The organism is Bacteroidota bacterium, assembly GCA_016720935.1.
Classification (GTDB): Bacteria; Bacteroidota; Bacteroidia; order AKYH767-A; family 2013-40CM-41-45; genus JADKJP01.
Window position 1 is genome coordinate 386,381 of sequence record JADKJP010000002.1, and the last position, 15,168, is coordinate 401,548.

At 42.1% G+C, this 15,168-nt stretch carries 15 protein-coding genes; 5 read left to right on the forward strand and 10 right to left on the reverse strand.

The window, feature by feature from the left end; translation table 11 throughout:
- Positions 1–548: 548 nt before the first annotated feature.
- Together IPP86_01765 and IPP86_01770 are read right to left on the reverse strand one after the other, a co-directional pair.
- The gene (locus tag IPP86_01765) at positions 549–827 is read right to left on the reverse strand and encodes a GIY-YIG nuclease family protein (GenBank protein MBL0137240.1); all 279 of its coding nucleotides are present in this window, start codon (positions 825–827) and stop codon (positions 549–551) included.
- A gap of 202 nt (positions 828–1,029) precedes the next feature.
- A complete protein-coding gene (locus IPP86_01770) occupies positions 1,030–3,096 on the reverse strand; it encodes a T9SS type A sorting domain-containing protein (GenBank protein MBL0137241.1) in 2,067 nt (688 codons plus the stop codon).
- Positions 3,097–3,641: 545 nt separating this feature from the next.
- On the opposite strand from IPP86_01770, the gene IPP86_01775 reads away from it, so the two are divergent.
- Positions 3,642–3,968, forward strand: a complete 327-nt coding sequence (locus tag IPP86_01775) for an ORF6N domain-containing protein (protein ID MBL0137242.1) — start codon at positions 3,642–3,644, stop codon at positions 3,966–3,968.
- A 101-nt stretch (positions 3,969–4,069) separates the two neighbouring features.
- Here the strand turns inward: IPP86_01775 and IPP86_01780 are convergent, their stop codons facing one another.
- Together IPP86_01780 and IPP86_01785 are read right to left on the reverse strand one after the other, a co-directional pair.
- A complete protein-coding gene (locus IPP86_01780; protein ID MBL0137243.1) occupies positions 4,070–4,789 on the reverse strand; it encodes a TerB family tellurite resistance protein in 720 nt (239 codons plus the stop codon).
- A gap of 1 nt (position 4,790) precedes the next feature.
- Complete coding sequence (locus IPP86_01785; protein MBL0137244.1) at positions 4,791–5,936, reverse strand: VWA domain-containing protein; 1,146 nt, start codon at positions 5,934–5,936, stop codon at positions 4,791–4,793.
- Between the two features lie 74 nt (positions 5,937–6,010).
- Between IPP86_01785 and IPP86_01790 the strand changes: the two genes are divergently transcribed.
- The gene (locus IPP86_01790; protein ID MBL0137245.1) at positions 6,011–6,364 is read left to right on the forward strand and encodes a hypothetical protein; all 354 of its coding nucleotides are present in this window, start codon (positions 6,011–6,013) and stop codon (positions 6,362–6,364) included.
- 174 nt (positions 6,365–6,538) lie between these two features.
- Here the strand turns inward: IPP86_01790 and IPP86_01795 are convergent, their stop codons facing one another.
- The gene (locus IPP86_01795; GenBank protein ID MBL0137246.1) at positions 6,539–6,901 is read right to left on the reverse strand and encodes a hypothetical protein; all 363 of its coding nucleotides are present in this window, start codon (positions 6,899–6,901) and stop codon (positions 6,539–6,541) included.
- 57 nt (positions 6,902–6,958) lie between these two features.
- Between IPP86_01795 and IPP86_01800 the strand changes: the two genes are divergently transcribed.
- The 3 genes from IPP86_01800 (at position 6,959) to IPP86_01810 (ending at position 11,319) form a co-directional block, all read left to right on the forward strand.
- Positions 6,959–7,639, forward strand: a complete 681-nt coding sequence (locus IPP86_01800) for a peptidylprolyl isomerase (GenBank protein ID MBL0137247.1) — start codon at positions 6,959–6,961, stop codon at positions 7,637–7,639.
- Between the two features lie 118 nt (positions 7,640–7,757).
- Positions 7,758–8,792, forward strand: coding sequence for a phenylalanine--tRNA ligase subunit alpha (gene pheS, locus IPP86_01805; protein MBL0137248.1), 1,035 nt, complete (start codon positions 7,758–7,760; stop codon positions 8,790–8,792).
- A 244-nt stretch (positions 8,793–9,036) separates the two neighbouring features.
- On the forward strand, positions 9,037–11,319 hold the full coding sequence (locus IPP86_01810; protein ID MBL0137249.1) for a carbohydrate binding family 9 domain-containing protein: 2,283 nt from the start codon (positions 9,037–9,039) through the stop codon (positions 11,317–11,319).
- On the opposite strand, the gene IPP86_01815 is transcribed toward IPP86_01810, so the two are convergent.
- The 5 genes from IPP86_01815 to IPP86_01835 form a co-directional block, all read right to left on the reverse strand.
- The gene (locus IPP86_01815) at positions 11,300–11,875 is read right to left on the reverse strand and encodes a GNAT family N-acetyltransferase (protein ID MBL0137250.1); all 576 of its coding nucleotides are present in this window, start codon (positions 11,873–11,875) and stop codon (positions 11,300–11,302) included. The genes IPP86_01810 and IPP86_01815 overlap by 20 nt on opposite strands.
- An 11-nt stretch (positions 11,876–11,886) precedes the next feature.
- The gene (locus tag IPP86_01820; protein ID MBL0137251.1) at positions 11,887–12,228 is read right to left on the reverse strand and encodes an MmcQ/YjbR family DNA-binding protein; all 342 of its coding nucleotides are present in this window, start codon (positions 12,226–12,228) and stop codon (positions 11,887–11,889) included.
- Between the two features lie 84 nt (positions 12,229–12,312).
- Entirely contained in the window at positions 12,313–13,557 is a 1,245-nt protein-coding gene (locus IPP86_01825; protein MBL0137252.1) for a DUF2029 domain-containing protein, read from the reverse strand.
- A 90-nt stretch (positions 13,558–13,647) separates the two neighbouring features.
- A complete protein-coding gene (locus tag IPP86_01830; protein MBL0137253.1) occupies positions 13,648–14,208 on the reverse strand; it encodes a pyridoxamine 5'-phosphate oxidase family protein in 561 nt (186 codons plus the stop codon).
- Between the two features lie 118 nt (positions 14,209–14,326).
- The gene (locus IPP86_01835) at positions 14,327–15,127 is read right to left on the reverse strand and encodes a GNAT family N-acetyltransferase (protein MBL0137254.1); all 801 of its coding nucleotides are present in this window, start codon (positions 15,125–15,127) and stop codon (positions 14,327–14,329) included.
- Between the last annotated feature and the right edge of the window lie 41 nt (positions 15,128–15,168).

Consider the following 15,168-nt stretch of genomic DNA (forward strand, 5'->3'; position numbering starts at 1 on the left):
AACATTATTTTCAACAGACCTAAAAGATCTCTGCGAGATGACCGCTCTTTGTCGAAGTGAGTGTCGTCTAATTCCCGCCGAACAATCCTTGTTACATTTTCACTAAATTTATTGAGCGGGAATTGGACGACACATTTGTAGAACTGCCGAATGTCATCTCGCAGAGATCTTTTAGGTGATTAGGTAATAAATATTTAAGCTTCGACGGATAACCACACGTTGTGATATTAAAACATTTTTTTCAATTGACCTAAAAGATCTCTGCGAGATGACGGCTCTTTGTCGAAGAGAGTGTCGTCCAATTCCCGCCGAACAATCCTTGTTACATTTTCACTAAATTTATTGAGCGGGAATTGGACGACACATTTGTAGAACTGCCGAATGTCATCTCGCAGAGATCTTTTAGGTTATATGGTAATAATTTTCAGGCAAGTAAACGGCCGCCCTTTTCCTTAATTTATTTTTAAAAAATAATTCTATAGATGACATTTGGTAGTTGTCGAAGGAAGATAAACAAATAATTCTAAGCGATACCCTTTAACTTGAAACTACAAAACATAAAATTGCATTTTGGGGTTTTTCTTTTTAACCAATTTAAACTTATTTTCCCTGCTCAATTTTTTAATTTCTTTTTCTCTTTGAATTGCATCGCGAGGATTATCAAATGATTCATAGTAGATTAATTTATTACAATAATATTTTCCAGTAAAAGTTTCCGAAGACCCTCTGTCTGCTTCATGTTCTCTTACGCGTCTTTTCAAATCATTTGTAACTCCGGTATAAAGTAAATTTTTACCGGGATTGGTCAAAATATATACGTACATCATTCTTCAAAAATCCGATAGGAGTTTTGAAAGTACAACCTATTTTAAGTTGGATTTTTTAAGTAAGGGCAGATTTTAGAAAGAATCTTTTAGCAATACATGCGTAAACTTTTCTGTTCACTCCAAACTTGTCGTATGACCGAAACCTTATAGGCGCATATATTTCAAGAAATTTGTATCCAACAAAACCCAAGCCTGAATAAATTTACTCAAGAACAATTTTCCCCATAAGCACTTTGTCCTCCACCTGAATTTGCAGTATGTAAATCCCTTTTGGAAAAGCGGAAACATCCATACTGTGTTCATTCAGCAGGGAGTTTTCTTCAAATGATTCAAATACTTTTTGTCCCTGCAGATTTTGCAGTGAAACAGAATGAATCGGGGTATGTGAATCAGAAATAGAATAATTTATAATATTCTTAGCAGGATTTGGATAAACTGAAAGCGCATCATTATCGAAAGCACTTTCATTCACTGAAGCGAGATCCGACAATGCACGTTTCCACACACCGCCACCACTCACACCAAGGAACAGGTCCGTGTTAAGGACCAGGAGTGAGGAGGGATAAGGAAAAGCCAATCCGGTATTAAAAGAATTCCAGGTGACACCATCATCTGTTGATGCAAATACTCCGCCATACTGTGCAGCCGCGAATAAATTTGTTCCATCGTCCACAATGGAATTGATGGTTTGAAAACTACTTCCGCTGTAACTTATTGGCCAGGTATTGCCCGAATCAAGTGAACAATAAACTCCGCTACCATTTGTTCCTGCATAAAGCTTGTTGCCTTTTACATGCAGACATTTAATATACGTAGTGGGCAAAGTCGCAGTAGGCGTCCATGTGGAGCCATTGTTTGTTGAAACGAAAATACCATTCGCGAAAGTGGAGGCAAACAAGAGTGATCCCATGCTGGTGATGGATGAAATATTTTCCGTGGCTATTCCTGTATTGGCCGGTGACCAGTTTGCTCCGCTATCCGAAGAAATAAAGACTCCCGCACCCAATGTCCCCGCGAATAAATTACTTCCGTTTGATCCGAAAGTGTATACATTCGGATTGGTGAGACCAACACTGCTCGATATCCAGTTCAATCCGTTATCCGTTGAAACGTATATGCCGGAATAACTAGTACCTGTAAAAAGTCTGGGACCGAATGCAAAAACGGATTGAGTATTGTGTTCTGTTAATCCATTGTTGGACGAACTCCAGCTCAATCCGGAATTATTTGTGGAGAATAAATCATTACCATCCGCACAAGCCATCAGTACACTGCCGTTGAAAGCGAGTGAACTAATAACACTTGCAAAGAGCCCGTTATTGCTGGCCGACCAGTTGCCGCCACTATTCATAGAGATACTTACACCACCGCCTTCACTTCCGCAGAAAACATTCGAGCCATCGCTTCCGAGTGCGTAGATTCGTTTATTGTTGAGACCGGTATTCGCTTCCGTCCAGTTCAAGCCATAATCAAAGCTCTCGTAAATTCCTGATCCAAGAATTCCAAGAAATACATAACTGCCTTTTGTTGTAAAGCAGTTATAGTAGTATGAAGTCATGATAGGCAAACCATTGTTTGTAGGATCCCAGGTTGTGCCGTCAGTAGAAGTAAAAATACCGTAGTTATCGATGGCTGCGAAAAGTGTAGTTCCGTTTACCGTTAGCGCGCGTATGTGATACGTTGCAATCCCCGCATTCGCGTTGGTCCAGGTTGCGGCTGTATCCGTGCTGTGAAAGATTCCACCTCCGGCAGTCCCGACAAAAACTTCTGTTCCCTTGATTGTCAGACTACGAACATCCATTGTAGTCAGGCCATTGTTCATCCGTGTCCAGTTCAGTCCATTGTCAGTCGAGAGATAAATACCGTCGCCACCCGTTGCCGCGTAAAAATTATTCCCGCTCTTCGCAAGCGCGGTGACATAACGAAAATTCAAACCCACATTGATGTCTGTCCAGGTCGCGCCATAATCCGTTGAAACCAGGATTCCGTTTGTCGTCGACGCGTAAACAGTATTCCCCTCAATAAGCAGGGCGGTGAAATGAAAATAGATATTGTCATATAATGAGAGACTCCAGCTGCCTCCATTGTTCGTCGATCTGTAAATCCCGGAAACCGCAGTACCCGCATACATATGAACTCCGTCACCCGCGATACAAGTGATATTCCCGCCCTCCGGTCCGTTGGTTTGTATCCACTGAGCCGTTGAATTCTCCGAAAAATTCAGAAGAAAAAATAGAATGAAGATTGTTGCTGTAAGTTTTTGTTTCATGATGAAATGGAATTGTGTATAGTAAAATATTAATACTCGCCCTCTCTGAGGGAGCCACAAGTTAAAAAAAATCTCTTTGCGTTCTTGGCGTCTTTGCGAGAAATAACTTCTCGTAAAGAACTCAAAGGAACCCTCTTTAGCTGGATGATTTTAATCCATCTTGAATAGTTCAACGTGTCGGCACGCTTTTAATTTCATTTAAAACTTTCACTCTGGCGTCAACGAAATCCGTCGAAGCGCGAGTTGAGTAAATTAGTAGATGGTTCTTAATACGGCACAGCTGGTTGAATGAACTTACCACTAAGCACCAACCACTATAAACTAAGAAACGTCTTCCGCCCCCATTAACATAGCCCCGGGTGAAGCGAGGAAACGAGCGAAACACGGGTAGGCCGGAGGATGCGGAGATGAATGTGTCGCTCCTGAATTTTCGGGAAGATGACTAAAGATTGAATCAGGAATGCTGAGGGCTTTTGAAAAAATTCCAATATAAAATCCTTCTCATATGAAATTGACATTTCTGATTTGAAGTCCATCTTTGCAGAATGGAACTTTCAGTTGAAATGATAATTCGCAGCAAGATTTTTGAAGTCAGGAAGCAAAAAGTAATGCTTGATTTTGATCTGGCTCAAATGTATTCTGTTGAAAACAGGGCATTGAAACAAGCTGTTAAACGAAACCGAGATCGATTTCCTGAGGATTTTATGTTTGAACTCTCGAAGATGGAATGGCAGGAGCTTATCACAAATTGTGATAAGCTCCCGGATACTGTTAAATTTAGTCCGGCTACCCCATATGCCTTTACAGAACAAGGTGTGGCCATGTTGTCAAGTATCCTGAAAAGCAAAAAGGCAATACAACTAATAATTTGACGGGGGCCAGAGGGCGGGGGACGAGGGACGGGAGTCGAGAGCCAGGAGTCGGGAAGATTAAAAGCACTAACTACTAAGCACCAACCACTAAGCACTAAGCACTAAACAAGTCCGCGTTCCCTCTTAACCGACTCATACGCCTCATTAATCTTTTTGAATTTCTCCTGCGCGTCTTTGGCGTATTCGGGACCGAGGTGGTGGACTTTGTCGGGATGATATTTCATCGCCATTTTCCTGTAGGCTTTTTTTACTTCTTCATCGCTCGTGGATTTTTCGATCTCGAGAATTTTGTAAGCGGAATCGGTGTCCTTGATGAACATCGCTTTCATGCTTTCGAAATCTTTTTGTCCGATGCCTATCAATACCGCGATTTGTCCGATGACAGCAAGCTCGGGCTCGCTCACGCCTCCGTCGGAATTGGCCAGACCGAAAAGCAAATGCAACAATTGTAAACGTGCCGAAGGATCGACAAACTGTCTCACCTGCGCGCATACCGGACCGATTTCGATTTCCTGGTTCAGGATCTCGCGAAAAAGAATCATGCGCTCACGTGTGTGCGCTTCGCCAAACTGACGGGAGAAAAAGTTTTTTACAAAATCGAGCTCCGAACGCATCACCTTCTGATCGGCTTTCATCACCGCGGCACAAAGCACCAGCAGCGCGGCACTGAAATCGTTCGGGAGAATATTTCGTCCGCTCGTGGTGTACGTTTTCTGACCTTCTTCAGAAATTGCTCCCAATGCGAAACCTATAATTCCTCCGATGGGCCCGCCAAGTGCCCAGCCGAGGCCGCCAAAAATCCATTTGTTCCAGGTTGACATGTTAATTCGTCGGACAGTTAATTTGTTTTGCCTGCAATAACTCCCGCAGTGTTCGGATGGAAATAATATCGAGCGTACCCATGGTCTTCTCATGGATCTTGCCATCGGCTTTGTCCTTCATCTCTTTTTCCGCGATCATGTCCGCAATCATCGCGCTGAGTTTTTTGCGCTCGTATTTTTTATAAATGATATACGCTTTCAACTGATCGCTTTTCATCTTCTTGCAGGTATCATTCAACGTTTTGCGATCTACATCCATAAAGGCGACAGGATTCTTGTAATACAAATCGACGAGATCCCAGGAAGCGTTTTTTTTCTGATAATCATCGGAGATCTTGTACAATGCTCTGTAACGATAGCCTTCGGTATTGGTAATGTAAACATGATTGTCTTCGTCGTTCAGCATCCTCCAGCGTTTGAATCCTCCTTGTCCGTAATAGAGATAGGTATTATTGAACTTCCTGTTCAGTGTCCTGAACTTTTTGATGTCAAAACCATTCAGCTGATCAAAATATTTATTGCGGATGGAAATGGTGCTTAGTTTTCCTCCGCTGTTCTCCGCGATGCGCTGCCATTGTCTCACGGTTTTTCGTTCTCCTGGAACAGTGCAATAAATCGGATAGATGATCACACCCTGCGCGCTCAGTTTTTCCATGGTGCGGTCGATGTTCTCCGCGCCGAGCGTTACATCACCATTGCCGACCAGGAAAATTATTTTTATCGCGTCGGGGTCTTTTGACCAGGAAATTTTTTTCAGACAAGTACTCAAAGCGGAGCCGACATATTGATCACCCTTTTCTATACGAGACGGAATTTTGTACAAAATATTGCTGAGCGGTTCGAAATCTGTTCCGAGGTCTTTGATCATTTTTGCATAACCATTCGATTTCCCATAACTGAAACGGGAGTAAGCCACAACACCGATCCGGTAATTGGGTACAGGCTGACAACGCGAAAAGAAATACCAGTAATCCCAGAGATGGTTTCGCAAATGATCGATAAGTCCGTTCGCGCTGCTGCTGAGGTCCAGACAAAAAACAACATCAACGGTTTGTCCTGTCGATTGCTGAGCTCTGACAGTCGTTTGTTTGCTGAAAGTAAAAATGAGCAGGAATAAGAAAATCCTGAAAAGTTGTTTCTGCCGCACGCGTTTTCAAATAAGCCTTCAAGTGGGCTGCAAAGGTAGCAAACGCCGAAAATTGTGGATACCTTTGCGAGTATATGGATGCACTTGATTTGCAGCTTTTAAAGGAAAAATGGGAGCGACTTCTCCGTCTTTTAGCCGATCGCTTTGGCGAAGAACCGGATCTTCAGGCATTGCTTTTTCTGATCGGTGTGCAGGAATTGGGACAAGGTCCTCAGAAATATAGTAAGGATGAAAAACAGGATTTGATGCACATTGCCACCTGTAAACTCCTGAGTCAGTTTGGTTATTATGAACTAAAAGGTGCCGACGAAAATGGCTGGCCCGACTGGCAACTGAGCCAAAAACTTCCACCCTTAACACTCCGCGAGCAGGATCTTTTGCTCAAACAGGCGATTGTAGATTATTTTGAGGAGGCAGGGATAGCGTAGGGGCGCTCTATTTGTTTGAAATTGAGGAAATTAATTGGGCGCTGGATTTTTGTTGGAGGGACGGGGGACGAGGGACGGGGGACGCAGCATTAATGAATCGCTGCCCACTTACGCCCAAATTTGCCTTCTGAATTTTGCCTTTTGAATTTTGCCTTTTGCCTTTTAACAACCGACTCAGAGTCTAGCTGTCTCATTAACCGTCTCATGTTCTTTAAGACGGATAAATCCTCTTGCTGTGTCGGCATTTTTAACAACGAGATAATTGAGAAAAGCTTCCTGTTCAAAATCGAATTCGGCTTTGCCGGCGGCGTCGCTGGGTTTGGTTACACGGACATTGGCTTTCACACCATTGGTGGAATTCACTGCTGTATCCTGCCAGAGGGTAACACTTGCTGCCTGGACCGGACGTGATAAAGAATCCAAAACAGTAACGATGGCCCGGGTAGGACCATCTTTTTTACAGGACAAAAATGTCATCGTACAAAACAAGCAAACCATGACCAAGCCTGTTATGAGACCGCTTCTTTCTTTATTCATCTGATTTTGGTTAATATTGTGGGCTCAGCCCAACGTACTACAAAAATAGCAGAAAAAATGAAGAAATCCATACTTTTTCTTACGCTCATTTTGATCGCGGTAAAATTTACATCCGCGCATCCGGATTCGACAATCGTGCAAAAAGACACGGCTACTATTGATCGAATTGTAGAAATCACGACTGATTTCGGTGTTATGAAGGTGAAATTGTACAATGCGACACCTCAGCACAGGGATAATTTTATCAAACTGGTGCAGGCAGGTTTTTATGACAGTCTGCTTTTTCACCGTGTGATAAAAGGCTTTATGATCCAGGGTGGAGACCCTTTGTCAAAGAATGCTCAACCGGGAGTGATGCTCGGAAATGGTGATGTCGGATATACTGTCCCTGCTGAATTTGTGGATTCCATTTTCCATAAAAAAGGAACACTCTGCGCTGCTCGAACAGAAAATCCGGAGAAGGCTTCCAGTGGTTGCCAGTTTTATATTGTACAGGGACAAGCTTACACTCCTGAGCAATTAAACATGATGGAAATGCAAAGACACATCAAACTGAATGACGCGCAAAAAAATATTTACATGACATTAGGCGGAACTCCATTTCTAGATCATAACTATACGGTGTTTGGTGAAGTCATCGAAGGTCTCGATGTCATCGACAAAATTGCCGCCGTCCAAACAGCCCCCGGCGATCGCCCGGTTCAGGATGTAAGGATGTATATGAAAGTAGTTCAGTGAGGGGATTTGTGATTGTAGATTTTAGATTGCTGATTTAATTCCAATCAACAATAAATCTACAATCAACAATCAACAATCTACAATTCCTCATCCCCCGCCTCTCGTCCCTAAAAAAGCTATGCAAGAAAAAATAAAATCCCTCATCGCCGAAGTAGAATCCTACACTGCTGCCACCAAGGAGCAGTTGGAGGCTTTCCGTATTAAATACCTTTCTAAAAAAGGAATCCTCACGGATCTTTTCGCGGAGATGAAAAACATTCAGCCGGAACAAAGGAAGTCATTCGGACAACTGGTGAATGAACTGAAAGTAAAAGCGGAAGAAAAGTTAAGTGTTTTTCAATCCGCTCTTGAAGATGCCGCGGATTCGGGTGGTGCTTCGGATATTGATCTGACGCTTCCTTCGGAGCCGCATGCACTGGGTTCACGGCATCCGATATCTCTTGCAAGAAACAAGATTCTTGATATTTTCAAACGTATTGGTTTTACTGTTGCTGACGGTCCGGAGATAGAAGACGACTGGCATAATTTTACCGCTCTGAATTTTCCGGAGAATCACCCTGCGCGTGATATGCAGGATACATTTTTCATCGAACAAAAAGACGGAAGTGATTCTGTCGCCCTCCGTACACATACTTCATCTGTGCAGGTGAGAGTGATGGAGACTACAAAGCCTCCTATCCGCATTCTCGCGCCCGGACGCGTTTACAGAAACGAAGCCATCTCCGCGCGCGCGCATTGTTTCTTTCATCAGGTTGAAGGTTTGTATATCGATGAAGGTGTTTCTTTCGCGGACATGAAACAAACGCTGCTTTATTTCGCGAAGGAAATGTTCGGAGAAGGAACAGAAATTCGTTTGCGTCCTTCTTATTTTCCATTCACCGAACCATCCGCGGAAATGGATGTAACCTGCAGTATCTGTAAAGGCAAAGGTTGCAATGTATGCAAATACACGGGCTGGCTCGAGATCATGGGCTGCGGTATGGTTGACCCGAATGTTTTAAAAAATTGCAATATCGATCCGGAGAAATACACCGGCTATGCTTTCGGTATGGGCATCGAGCGAATTGCCATGTTGCTTTACAGCGTAAAAGACCTGCGCCTCTTCTCTGAGAACGATGTTCGCTTTCTTGCACAGTTTAAGGCGGAAGCATAGGTAGTGATTAGTGGTTAGTGCTTAGTTTAGAGATGTTCATTTATCAATAAATGACAAGACCATTATTTTATTCTTTTGTAAAATCAAATCAATTTAACAACACTATTCCCTGAACAGAAGGGAGTTATATATGTATGATTGCATCAAATGGTGTAGTGTACAAATTAATTCTAACCACTAATCACTAACCACCAAGCACCAACCACTAAGCACCAAGCACTAACCACTAACTAACAACCAAAGTATGCTCCGCCTCCAACCCCTGCTCATCCTATTTCTGCTCTGCGTGACGGCTTACTTTGCAAAGGCACAGGAAGCGCCGTATCGGCCGTTGAGGATACAACAGGATATTCAGCTGGATGGAAAGTTGGAAGAACCGGACTGGAGCAAAGCTGAGTTGATTGATGATTTCATGCAGGAAGATCCTTATGCCGGCGCTATCCCGACAGAGCAAACGAACTGCTATATCATGTACAATGACGAATACCTTTATGTGGGTGTTCGTGCATTCGACAGGGATCCGTCGAAGATTCTGCGATATGGTCTGGAACGAGATTACGATATCAACAAAGACGACGGTATCGCTTTTATCGTAGATACATACAATGATAAAAGTTCAGGATTGGTTTTTACTTCCAATACACTTGGCGCACGTTGGGATGAAGAGTTCACCAGCGACGGCGGAAATGAGAATGAAAACTACAATACATTCTGGGACGCTGTTTCACATGTAGATTCCCTGGGTTATACCATGGAATTTAAAATTCCATTTTCTTCTCTGCGGTTTCAAAGCAAGGATGTTGTTAAAATGGGTTTCCGTTTTGTGCGTCTGATCAAACGAAAAAACGAATACCTGATTTATCCAAAATGTGATGTAAAGATCAGCAATCCTTATTTCAAGGTATCGCTTGCAAGGGAAATGGAATTTACGGCATTAAAGACGCACAAGCCATTTTATATTATTCCGTATGCAATCGCGGGTTATCAGGAGAGTAGCCAGCTCAACAGCAACGGCACTGCCTATGAAACGACACGCGAGTTTATGCCCAGAAAAAAATTCGCGTCGGACGAAACCGTTGACAAAATCATCAGCAATATCGGGGCGGATGTAAAATACGGATTGAGTAAAAATTTCACGCTGGATTTTACAGTGAATACCGATTTCGCCCAGGCGGAAGTAGATAACCGCATCATCAACCTGAGTAAATACGAAGTGAATCTTCCTGAGAAAAGAGGATTTTTCCTGGAGTCGAGAAATTATCTCGGATACAGTTTTGCTTCCGGAACGCAAATGTTCATTTCCCGAAGTATCGGAAGAGAAAATAACCAGGTAGTTCCAATCGTAACCGGAGCACGCATCACAGGCAAGAGTCGCGGCTGGCAAATGGGATTTCTTGAAATGCAAACGAAAGGAATTTCAGAAGCCGGAATTGATCCGCACAATTTTTTTGTTTTCAGAACAAGAAAGGATGTGGACAAGTATGGAAGTTTTATCGGAGGGATCATCACCAATCGTCTCAATACAAATGCCGGACAAGCATCCGGACAAACTATAGGTTGGGATGTCGTTCAGTTTCTGAACCGACAGGTTGTGTTGGTAGGAGGAATGGTGGGGACGTTTGAAAATCTGAAATTCACTCCGAGTGGAAAGAATTTTTTTTCTTCACCGATGCACTATGAACTGGCATTGTTCAGAAACGCCAGAGAAGGATGGTACTATTCTTTACAGGGAGATTTTATCGGCGAGGATTTTAATCCAGCCATGGGCTTCGCTCCTGAAAATGATTTGTGGAACGCGAATGTAGGAGTAGGCAATCAAATCAAAGCGAATGACGCAAGCAAAATTCAGTACATCGCCCTGAGTACAAATACCAATTACAAAGCCAAAGCGATTTCCGGTTTTACAGAAACGCGTTATGTAAATGTGCAGGCTGATATCATCTGGAAAAGCGGCGCGGAACTGGTGATCACACCCTATTCATTTCTTGAGGACCGGATTTTTGACCAATTCGGTCTGGGTAAAAGCATTACCATTCAGCCGGGTTTGTACAACATGATCTCTTCGACCATGGATCTGACAGGTCCCAAGAAGAATAACCTGAATGGTAGTATTGGTGCAACTTACGGCAGATTTTACAGCGGGAAACGGATTTCAATTTCTCCTTCTGTACAATATAATTTTTCCAGCCATCTTCTTGCCGGTATCGATTATGAGTTCAATCACATTCAGTTTCCGGATGAATTTTCTTCCCTTGGAAATGGATTGTTTGAAACAAATCTTGTTCGGTTAAGTTTGTCTTATTATTTGTCTTCAAAATTTTCAGTGAAATTATTCACACAGCATGAAGATATTTCAAAAGAAATAAGCAGCAATCTCCGGATCCGCTACAATCCAAAAGAGGGAACGGATCTGTATATTGTGTTCAATCAGGGCCTGAACATGCGTCGTGATATTTTTGAGCCGCACAAAGAGCTGATAAAAGAGCAGGCCATCACTGTGAAATTCATCAAGACGATTGGTGTTTAAGCGGATTGTTGAGCAGCGAATAAATCACCGAATCCAGAAATTTTCCATCGTAATAATAATTTTCGCGGAAGTGTGCTTCTTTTACAAATCCACACTTCTCGAGCATTTTTGCAGACCGGAGATTATTAGGATTAATATTTGCTTCAATGGAATGTAATCCCATTTCACGGAAACCAAAATTGATAGTCTTCTTAGCGGATTCTATCATCAAACCTTTGCCTTGAAAATCGGGATGCAGGAGGTAACCAATTTCCGCACGAAAATGCGCTTTGGTGATATTCCAAAAACCCATGGTGCCAATTAAGCGGGAAGTTCCGGTTAAGGATACGCCCCAGGTAATCCCAATATTATTTTCAATGTCATGGTCAATCAAACGAATGAGATTTTCCGCGTCAGCAATACTTTTTGCACGTGGTCGGTCGAGAAATTGCATCACTCTTTCATCGGAACGCATTTCAAAAAGTGCTTGCGCATCTTCCATAAGAATGCGGCGAAGCACGAGTCGTTCCGTTTTTAATTCCGGGAAAGGTGTGAAATTCAATTCTAGTGAATTCATTTTTTCTGCATTTATTCCTGCTCGTATTTTGCGGCTAGAAGTTTCGGGGCAACTGTACAATAGGCTCGTGTCATTGCATCTTTGAACAATGACTTACGTACTTTTTTCAAATCCACCAATGTCCAGCCATATTTTCCCCATTTGTTAGGCACCGGATAAATAATTTTCGGATCAATGGAGCAAAATACATTTTGATCTATTTCATTAAAGCGTAGACAGGCACGATTGTGCTCTTTGTTCATGGTCGCGAAGATTTTCTTCTTCACCCGGAACGAGGTTACTTCAAAATGAGCATGCTCGTCCGTTTCTTCAAATGACAATGCAAATTCTCTTACGAATTCAAGGGAAACCATTTCGAAAAATTTAATGCAAGATATGTGAATTGAATGTTTGGTCAGGCTTTGATTTCACCAAGGTAAAGTGAATTTCAGCCTCTTTTACTTCTGATATAATTTCTCAGGTTTGCACAAGAGTAAAATCCAGACAAGAAAAAGAGTTCCGTACGTAACCAGTTTGAAATGTTGTGAAAGCTGGTTTAATTGTTTTCCAATTAATCCATCGGTTGTGAGTGTCGTGAGTATAAAAAAGATAATACTAAGAATCAGCAAGTAGTTAAATTTCCTGTTGTGCCTTGGGTCTTTCAATTCGTACAAGCTTACCATGTAGGTGGCGACATAAAAGATTGCCGGAATCAGAAACACGAAAGCATATTTTTGCTGATGAGGAAAAATTAAAGGAACGATCAAAAAGATATACGCGATTTCACGGAGTTCGTCCGGTTTAGATTTTACTTTGGTAAACATTGGGAGTTTTAAAACAAGGAGTGTTAAAACGACGAGTAAAAGTCGACTTACATTCATGATCAGAATCGCTGTTGCAGGATCGAGGTTGATGATATTGCGTACGTTCGGAATTTCACCTGTGCTAGGAGTGAGTAAAACCGGAATCAATGCCGTTAGACTATGCGGACCAAGTCCGGCTTCGATCAAGTGCTCCTGGTTGGAAGGATTGATTGTTCCCCACCAGCTGAGATGTAAAGTCATATTAAAATCCCATCCGACAAAAATTGCCGGAAGTAAAAAGTAGATGCATAAAAAGAACAGCGTGATGCCGGCTCCTTTGAATTCCTTTCGGTATATCAAATAGGGGAGAAGTACAATTGGTAAAATTTTGATATTGATGACGAGCGCGAGGAGCATTCCTCCATACCAGAATTTGCCCTCACGAAACAGACGCAAGCTTTCCAACATCCCCCAGACTAAAAACAAAGTAACCTGGATAAGTGTGAAGTTGTAGAGGATGAACCGTAAATTCAAAAGCAGGGTAAGTGCAAGTATCCATTGTAATTGTCGGGTGGATAAAATCTCGGTATCAATGTAATGAACCAGCAATTTTGCAATCCTATAAATGCACCAGGAATTGAAGAGCAGCCATAATAGGTTCGGAACTATATTTGGCAAATAAGAAAATGGAATCAGTAACAATGAGAAAAACGGACTATAAAAGTAAAGACAGGAATGTCCTTCTTTTATAAAAATCCATTTCTGATAAGGATCTTCTCCGGATTTGACGAGTTTGGCTGCTTCGAGGAAAACTTTAAAATCTCCATCGCCCATTGCCAGCTTTACAAAATAGGCCAGTATAATAATTCCAAGTAAATACAGGCCGGACTTTCGTAACATGAATAGAATGCTTAGACGAGCATGAAAATAATACAGATTATCTCATCAGGATAAAGATAAGCGCTTTTCTTTCAGTCAGGAAATTCGAAACTATTTCTTTTCCTTCAAACCAAGAGGTGTTGGCATTCCATCCAGACTGGTAGAATTTTTCTCAAGCATGTATTCGTGTAAGCCATCAGCTCCTTTCTTTTCTGCCCAGTCAAAATGGATTTCTCTGTTTCCTTCAAAGGAGAACAATGGTACACCAAAACCGCAGGATGTTTGTACGATATCTATGTCCGCAAGCACCAATTGCCGGGTACTTGGATAAATTGTAAAATGCTCCGAATATTTTTTCCAATCCTCAGATCCCGGCAAAACCGTAAAGCCTTTTCCATACAAGCGAAGGATATTGGGTGCTCCTTCAAAAGAACAGAACATCAAAGTGATCCTTCCATTTTCAAGAGTATGCGCGGAGGTTTCGTTTCCGCTGCTGATCAGATCCATGTAACCGACCCGTCCATCCGGAAGAATCCTGAAACAATCCAGTCCTTTCGGCGAAACATTCACGCGACCGTTTTCACTCAAAGGAGCCGTAGCGACAAAGAACAAATGTTGTTTCTGGATAAATTCCTTGTGGGCTTCCTGAATGCCCGGATAAAATTTTCCCATGATTTGATTGTTAAATGACAGAATTGATAACCAGAAGCTTCTTATTGTTGAATTACAACATGAATTGGCATTATAAATTCAGACTTCCGAACTGGTAAATGAATTATTCTGTGAAGCATTAGCCCAGGTGTCCACCGATCCGGTTATACATATTTAAGGAGTTCCATTCCTTCTTTTTTCCCAGAACCATCCTTCTTGAAATTGTGTATTGTTTGAATCCCATTTCCTTGGCAAGATCATTTGCAACATTGTTATCAGAAGGGAAAATGGCGATTTTAGAATTCTGTAAACGGGCTTTCATCAAAGCTGTTCCTGCTTGTGTAGTTGATGCGAGTATATGTCCTTCTCCAAGCGATGGAAGATAATAGCCGCTCACAACACCATCTTCAATAAAAAGTAAGGAAGTTTTAAGATGATCTTTTAAAGAGTTGATACGATTTTCTCCTGTAATGGAAGCATCCAATTTCATTACCTCCTCGCGAAATGCTTCTTTGTATGAAATGATGTCGGGGGAAAGTTCAGATTCCGGGAGTTCCTCTTCTGTTTTCAGATGGACATATTCTTTTTCCAATTCAAAACCCAATTTTTTATAAACAGGATAACCAAGTTCTGTAGCAATCAGATAAATACTCTGAAAACGATTTCGGTCGAGACTGTCGATCAAATATTCGGTAATCAATTTACCTAAACCTTTGTTGCGATGATCCGGATGAACAATAATACAGGCGAGCCAGGCGGTGTCTTCATGACGGATTGTTGTTCCAATCCCTATGGTCGTACTGTTCAGCGTGAGTTTAACTGGTGAGCAATGATCTGATTGAACAAAACGCGTAAATCTTGGAGAAAGGCTGCCCCAGTTCGGTGGCTCCAGTGATGGCAAATGCTCCAGGTCATTCAGTGTAAAGTCTTCAAATTTCATGATCCGCAAACGTTCTTTCGGATGAAAAATTATACAAAAAG

Bases quoted from the DNA above. Each gene is read 5' to 3' on its own strand.
- IPP86_01765 (MBL0137240.1), bottom strand. From the start codon at position 827: ATGATGTACGTATATATTTTGACCAATCCCGGTAAAAATTTACTTTAT.
- IPP86_01770 (MBL0137241.1), bottom strand. From the start codon at position 3,096: ATGAAACAAAAACTTACAGCAACAATCTTCATTCTATTTTTTCTTCTG.
- IPP86_01775 (MBL0137242.1), top strand. From the start codon at position 3,642: ATGGAACTTTCAGTTGAAATGATAATTCGCAGCAAGATTTTTGAAGTC.
- IPP86_01780 (MBL0137243.1), bottom strand. From the start codon at position 4,789: ATGTCAACCTGGAACAAATGGATTTTTGGCGGCCTCGGCTGGGCACTT.
- IPP86_01790 (MBL0137245.1), top strand. From the start codon at position 6,011: ATGGATGCACTTGATTTGCAGCTTTTAAAGGAAAAATGGGAGCGACTT.
- IPP86_01795 (MBL0137246.1), bottom strand. From the start codon at position 6,901: ATGAATAAAGAAAGAAGCGGTCTCATAACAGGCTTGGTCATGGTTTGC.
- IPP86_01800 (MBL0137247.1), top strand. From the start codon at position 6,959: ATGAAGAAATCCATACTTTTTCTTACGCTCATTTTGATCGCGGTAAAA.
- pheS (MBL0137248.1), top strand. From the start codon at position 7,758: ATGCAAGAAAAAATAAAATCCCTCATCGCCGAAGTAGAATCCTACACT.
- IPP86_01810 (MBL0137249.1), top strand. From the start codon at position 9,037: ATGCTCCGCCTCCAACCCCTGCTCATCCTATTTCTGCTCTGCGTGACG.
- IPP86_01815 (MBL0137250.1), bottom strand. From the start codon at position 11,875: ATGAATTCACTAGAATTGAATTTCACACCTTTCCCGGAATTAAAAACG.
- IPP86_01820 (MBL0137251.1), bottom strand. From the start codon at position 12,228: ATGGTTTCCCTTGAATTCGTAAGAGAATTTGCATTGTCATTTGAAGAA.
- IPP86_01825 (MBL0137252.1), bottom strand. From the start codon at position 13,557: ATGTTACGAAAGTCCGGCCTGTATTTACTTGGAATTATTATACTGGCC.
- IPP86_01830 (MBL0137253.1), bottom strand. From the start codon at position 14,208: ATGGGAAAATTTTATCCGGGCATTCAGGAAGCCCACAAGGAATTTATC.
- IPP86_01835 (MBL0137254.1), bottom strand. From the start codon at position 15,127: ATGAAATTTGAAGACTTTACACTGAATGACCTGGAGCATTTGCCATCA.